At 63.4% G+C, this 6,382-nt stretch carries 5 protein-coding genes; all 5 read right to left on the bottom strand.

Features of this window, described 5'->3' with window-relative positions; all coding sequences use genetic code 11:
• Positions 1-425: 425 nt before the first annotated feature.
• The 5 genes from NZM16_RS09165 to gmd all read right to left on the bottom strand — a co-directional run bounded on the left by NZM16_RS09165 (position 426) and on the right by gmd (position 6,317).
• Positions 426-1,349 (bottom strand): glycosyltransferase family 2 protein, encoded by a 924-nt coding sequence (locus NZM16_RS09165; RefSeq protein WP_295453190.1) that lies wholly within the window; start codon positions 1,347-1,349, stop codon positions 426-428.
• A 327-nt stretch (positions 1,350-1,676) separates the two neighbouring features.
• Positions 1,677-2,630 (bottom strand): polyprenyl synthetase family protein, encoded by a 954-nt coding sequence (locus NZM16_RS09160; protein WP_295480056.1) that lies wholly within the window; start codon positions 2,628-2,630, stop codon positions 1,677-1,679.
• 486 nt (positions 2,631-3,116) lie between these two features.
• Positions 3,117-3,899 carry a TatD family hydrolase gene (locus NZM16_RS09155; protein WP_295480054.1) on the bottom strand — a complete coding sequence of 261 codons (783 nt, stop codon included), beginning with the start codon at positions 3,897-3,899 and terminating at the stop codon, positions 3,117-3,119.
• Between the two features lie 8 nt (positions 3,900-3,907).
• A complete protein-coding gene (locus NZM16_RS09150) occupies positions 3,908-5,329 on the bottom strand; it encodes a phosphoglucomutase/phosphomannomutase family protein (protein WP_295480052.1) in 1,422 nt (473 codons plus the stop codon).
• 1 nt (position 5,330) lies between these two features.
• The gene (gmd, locus tag NZM16_RS09145; RefSeq protein ID WP_295453181.1) at positions 5,331-6,317 is read right to left on the bottom strand and encodes a GDP-mannose 4,6-dehydratase; all 987 of its coding nucleotides are present in this window, start codon (positions 6,315-6,317) and stop codon (positions 5,331-5,333) included.
• Positions 6,318-6,382: the final 65 nt, after the last annotated feature.

Below are 6,382 nucleotides of genomic sequence, written 5' to 3'. Positions count from 1 at the left end.
TTTGGCGTAGCCTACGCATGTCCGTACGGCCCTTGCCCCCCCCCCCATTTCACCCCCCACCCCCGGCCCCTGCGGCGTGTGGGTTGGGGGCATAAAAAACTTGTTGGGGGGGGGGGGGGGGGCATTTTGCCCCCCGCACCGCCCCCGAAAGATTTTTTTCTCCCCCCTCCCCACGGTCCGGAGGGCCGTGGGGAGGGGGGAGAAAGGGGGGAGGGGCCATGGGCCTTCCGGACTGGCTTCGGCTCCTCCAATCCCCAGTTTATAACTGGATAAAGCAATGAGGCCCCCCTTCATCGAAGGGCCCTTCCCCCTCCCCGTGGCCCTGTGGGCCGCAGGGAGGGGGAGAAAAGACTTCCTCGAGGGCAGAGGGCCTTTGGCCCCGCCTCGCACCCCGAACCCCTAAAACAACGATGCCTTCGGAGCGTTTATTTGTCCATGATAAGGCCCCGCACCACTCGCCTGTAGATCTGGATTCGCTCCCAACGCATTGCCCGTTTGTGCCCAACAGCCGCCTTCGATCCCTCCACGCCGATCTGCCACAGGTATTGCCCGATCAGAAAAACCCGGAGGGCGGCCGCGGCGATCGGGCCGTGATGCTTCCGGAAGTAGCGGATTTTGCTCCGCTGGAAGGCCAGATGTTGCACCGCCGGCACCTGATCGCTGCTGCGCCCTCCATAATGGATCACCTTTGCCTGTGGATGGTAAAACACCTTCCAGCCCGCCGCTCGCATCCGCCGGCACCAATCCATCTCCTCGGCATACATAAAGAATCCCTCATCCATCGGCCCGACCTGCTCCACCGCCTCCCGACGAACCAGCATGGCGGCCCCGGTCACCCAGTCCACCTCCTGGGTCTCGTCATCCGGGCGATCCAGCACGTAATAGCGCTGCAGGATCCCGGGAGGCGCATACGGCTGCCACCAGGTGCTTTCAAAGAGCGCCGTCCAGAAGGTAGGGAACCTTCGGCGGGAGGATTGAACAGTTCCATCGGGGTTCAATAGCTGGGGGCCAACCACACCGGCCTCGGCGTGCTCATCGGCGAAGGCCACCAGGGATTCAAGGGCCTGATCCAGAACCCGGGTGTCCGGGTTCAACAGAAAAAAATAACGGCCTCGCGCGATCGCCATCCCCTGATTGTTCGCCGCTGGGAAGCCCCGGTTAACCGGATTGATCAGGAGGCGGACTTCCGGAAACGCCTCCCGCACCCGCTCCGGCGTCCCGTCGGTGGAGGCGTTGTCCACCACGATGATTTCTCCCTTCAGAGCGCCCAGCGCCTCATCCACCGAGGCCAGACATGGAGCAAGCCACTCCCAGACGTTCCAGCTTACAATGATAACGGAGACGTCCATTCTCAATTTCCCGGGGATTCTTTGTCCTGTTAGGGATTGGGGATAGAAGGAACCAGGGCCAGTCCGGAGGACACTGGCCCCGCGGCCCAAAGGGCGGTGGGAAGGGGAGAGGAAAAGCCATGAACAACTTCCGAGCTCTCCTGCAGGTTTCGGAGGAGGGATTTGGCCCGCCTCCCCCTCCGAGGCGCTTGGATCGGATCCGACGCCCTGAAGTTGTCCATCATGGCGTAAAAAATCCTTCGGAGGTGGGGCTGGGACCCTGAGGTCCCCCGCCCCACCTCCGAAACCCCCCATGAAACGGAACGCGATTCAGGCAGCCTGTTGAACCTATCGATCCCGGCGCAGGATGTGTTCTCCAAGGGACCATAAGGCCTGCCAGGCGGGACCGTTGGGCAGGCCCTCCAGATGGGCCCGACTCCGCCGCACAAAAGCCTCGGCCTCCGCAATCGAACGCGCGATGGCTTCCGAATTCCGAATCCGTCGCGCGGCCTCTTCAATCAACCCATCATCCCCGGAGTTTCCTCCCAGGATCCGATGGATCAGCGGATCCTCTGGATGCTCCTCCAGGTAAAACAACACGGGGAGCGTCGCCAGCCCCTGGCGAAGATCGTTGCCGATCGGCTTGCCCATGGCCTGCATGTCCCCCGCGAAGTCCAGGACATCATCCATGATCTGAAAGGCCGTGCCCAGATCGACCCCATACTGCCGCAGGGCTTCGACTTCGGGCTCCGGCGCACGGGCCAGCACCGCGGCCGCCTCGGTGGCCAGTTCGAACATCGCAGCGGTTTTGGCGTAAATGCGCCGCAGATAATCCTCCCGGCTCAACATCGCGGCCCGGTCGCCGAACTGCTGGTGCAACTCCCCCTCGCAGATGGTCATCAGCGTGCGGGCGAAAATCGCCATAACCCGGACGTTTTCCGTTCGGGCGGCCAGAGAGGCGGCATAGGCGAAGAGATAATCCCCCGTGAGCACCGTCGCCGCCGGAGTCCAGACCGCGTTGAGGGTTGGAACCCCTCGTCGAAGCAGGGAGCCGTCGATCAGGTCATCATGGACCAGGGTGGCCGTATGGAGCATCTCGACGGCAGCGGCGAGACTGACCATCGCTTCATCCGCTGGCCGGTAGAGCCGGCCGGTGAGGAGGACCAGCAGAGGGCGAATTCGCTTGCCTCCCGCTGTAAGCAAAAGATCCACCGCGGTCTTCAGAGGCTCGAAGGCCAGCGGGATCTCTCGCATCCGAGCTTCGACCCGCTCCAGATCCTCACGGAGCCATTCCTGAATCATTTGCAACGAGGGCCCATGTTGGACGGTGAGAGGCATTCCCGGTTTACCTAGGTTCAGGATTTGGATCGGACTCGACGCCTAAAGTGGCCCCTGGCGTTCGGCAAATCGCCGATGGAGCCCGCCAGCAGTGTTCAACCACCGACTGAGGGGGATGCCGTGGCCATGGCCTCTTCCCCCTGGCCCCCCTCCGAGGCATAGAGGACCGTGGAAAGGGGCGAGGCATGGTGCCCTAACCTTATGGGTGGGCAAGGTCACTGAAGATGGCCTCGCCCACCCCCAAATCGGGAGTGCCATCAGCCCCAGGCAAACACTACCTTCATTCATTCATTTTAAAGCAGTCCTGCGGTTCTGCCACAAGAAAGCGAACATTCTTCACAAAGTGCCATGGAACAGCCCGTGAGTTTATGGATAGGCGAGTCCACTTTCATGACCTCCCCAGCCCCTAAAAGCTGACAGTGAGGAGGGGATGGTAAAGCCCGTTATGTTTTAAGGCTCGGGGAGCCGGAAGATCAACCGGGCGTTTCGGGTCGTGTGCTCGGCGATATGTTCCAGAGAAAGGCCCAGGATGCGGGATACCGTTTCCCCAATGATCCGGAGATGGGCAGGCTCATTCCGCCGCCCCCGATAGGGCTGAGGGGGGAGATACGGCGCATCCGTCTCCAGGACCAGGGCAGTAATCCCCACCGCTCGCACCGCCTCTCGAAGCGCCTCCGCGCGAGGATACGTGATGGGGCCCCCGATGCCCAGGAGGAACCCCCACGCGGCGGCGGTCCGGGCCATCACCGCATCCCCGGAGAACGCATGCAGGATCCCACGGGCGCCCAGATGGGCTGCGGCCCAGCGTTCCAGCTCCTCCATCACCGCCTCCTGAGCCTCCCGCTGGTGGATGATCACCGGCAGCCCCAGCTCGCCGGCCAGTTCCAGCTGCGCCCGGAAGGCTTCCCGCTGAGATGCCCGGGGGGACAGATCCCGATAGAAATCCAAGCCGATCTCCCCGATGGCCACCACCCGGGGATGCCGGGCCCACTCCCGTAGCTGCGCCAGCGCCTCGAACGAGAAGGTGGAGGCCGCGTGAGGATGGATCCCCACCGCCACATAGATCCCCGGATAACGCTCCGCCAGTTTCAGGGCCGCCGGGATCCGTTCCAGGGTAATGGAGGGGACCACGAAAGCTTCCACGTCGGCCTCGCGCGCCCGGGCCAGCACTTCATCCCGGTCTTCATCAAAGGCGGGATCATCCAGATGACAATGGGTATCGATGAGCGCCATCCTGACCCTCACTCCAGGCCCGCCAGCGTCCGGCCCGCGGCGAGCAGGTGCGGCACCCGCTCCGGCGCGGTGGTCTCCGTGTAGATCCGCAACAGGGGCTCAGTGCCTGAGAACCGGATCAGCAGCCAGCCGCCATCCTCCAGGTAGAACTTGTAGCCATCGCTATGGTCTATCCGGACCACCCGGAGCCCGGCCAGCTGCTCCGGTTGTGCCTGGTCCAGACGGGCCCGGGTTTCCCCGCGGCGCTCCGGCGGGAACTCCACGTCGATGCGCGAGTAATAATGTGGCCCGACCTGGCGGAAGAGCGCTTCGATCAGCTCCGAGGGCCGCTTCCCCGTTCGAACCATGAAGTCCAACAGATACAGGCCGGCCAGGATGCCATCCCGTTCCGGCAGATGCCCCCGGAAAGCGAAGCCGCCGCTCTCCTCGCCCCCGATCAGGGCGTTCGTCTCCAGCATCTTCGGGGCCACATACTTGAAGCCCACCCCGGTCTCATAAACCGGGACCCCATAGCGCTCCCCCAGTTTCTCCAGCATGGAGGTGGTGGAGAGGGTTTTGACAATGGGTCCTCGCTGTCCCCGGATTTCCAGGAGATAAAGAGCCAGCAGGCCGTAGACGCGCAGCTGATCCACGAACTCCCCTCGCTCATCCACCAAACCCACCCGATCGGCGTCGCCATCCGTTGCGATCCCCGCGTCGGCCTTCAGGGCCCGCACCTGCTCCTGCAGGTCATCCAGATTCGGGGGGATGGGCTCCGGGCGCTTCATGCGGGGGAAGATGGGGTTGCGCTCGCCGTGGATCTCCACGATGCGAAGGCGCCCGGGGGAGAGCAGCCGCCGCAGCCAGCCCGCGCCGTTGCCCCACATCGGATCGACCACAATGGTGAGATCCGCCTGGCGAAGCGTTTCCAGATCGACCAGCGTCTGGAGATGTTCGATGTAAGCGGGGGCCGGATCGAAGATCTCTACCAGCCCTGCGGCCTGGGCTTCCGCTAAGGGCATCCGCTTCACCCTGCTCTCATCCGGTGGGATGCGGGCCTCGATCTCCTGCAGGCCCTGGGGGTCTACCGCACCCCCGAAGCGGTTGCGGACCTTGAAGCCGTTGTCCGTTGGCGGGTTATGGCTGGCGGTGATGTTGATGGCTCCCGCCGCGCCGCGGGCGATCACGCCGTAGCTGATCACCGGCGTCGGCATGGCCCGGTCGCACAGATAAACCCGGATGCCGTTGCCGGCCAGGACCTCCGCGCAGGCCTCCGCGAAGTGCTCGGAAGCGAAGCGATGATCGTAGCCGATCACCACCCCCCCTTCGGCCTGGCCGGTATCCAGCAGCCACTGGGCGAAGCCCTGCGCGCACCGCCGGACGTTCGCAAAGGTGTAGTCGTCGGCGATGCGGCCGCGCCATCCGTCAGTGCCGAAGCGGATGTCCGCCATTTCACCCCTCCCGGATCCCGTATTCCTGTTTTACCAGCTCCAGATCCGCGTCCACCATGATTTTCACCAGCTGCTCGAAGGTCACTGAAGGCGCCCACCCGAGTTGGGTCCGCGCCTTGGTGGCATCGCCCACCAGAAGGTCCACATCCGCCGGGCGATAGAGGGCAGGATCCACCACCACATATTTCCTCCAGTCCAGGCCCAGGTAGTCGAACGCCACCTCCACGAACTCGCGCACGGAATGGGTCTCCCCCGTGGCGATCACGTAATCCTCCGGTTCATCCTGTTGCAGCATCAGCCACATCGCCCGCACATAATCCGGCGCATATCCCCAGTCCCGGCGGGCTTCCAGGTTCCCCAGGCGGAGCTCGTGCGCCAGGCCCAGCCGGATCTTCGCCGCGGTGTAAGTGATCTTGCGGGTGACGAACTCCAGCCCGCGGCGCGGGCTCTCGTGGTTGAAGCAGATCCCGGAGACGGCAAACATCCCGTAGCTCTCCCGGTAATTCACTGTGATCCAGTGGGCATATACTTTGGCCACCCCGTATGGGCTGCGGGGATGGAAGGGGGTGTTCTCGTTCTGGGGGATTTCCCTCACCTTCCCGAACATCTCGCTGCTGGAGGCCTGGTAGAAGCGGGTCGTGGGGTCGACCAGACGAATGGCCTCCAGCAAGCGGGTAACGCCGAGGGCGGTGAATTCCCCGGTGAGGACCGGCTGCCTGAAAGAGGTCGGCACGAAGGATTGGGCGGCCAGATTGTAGACCTCATGGGGCCGGTGTTCCCGCAGGATGTCGATCAGAGAGGACTGATCCAGCAGGTCTCCCTGGACCAGCGTGATGCGGTCCTGGATGTGACGGATCCGCTCAAAGTTGATGGTGCTGGTGCGGCGAACCATCCCGATCACTTCATATCCCTTCTCCAGCAAGAACTCCGCCAGGTAAGAGCCATCCTGGCCGGTGATGCCGGTGATCAGAGCGCGCTTCTTTTCCATATCTCCATCTGCCTCCTTTTGATTTTTCAGTGGTGCTTTGTCCAGTTATAAACTGAGGATTTGAG

This window comes from Thermoflexus sp. (genome assembly GCF_025055495.1).
In the GTDB taxonomy this organism is placed as follows: domain Bacteria; phylum Chloroflexota; class Anaerolineae; order Thermoflexales; family Thermoflexaceae; genus Thermoflexus.
This window is presented reverse-complemented; position numbering and strand designations above follow the sequence as displayed.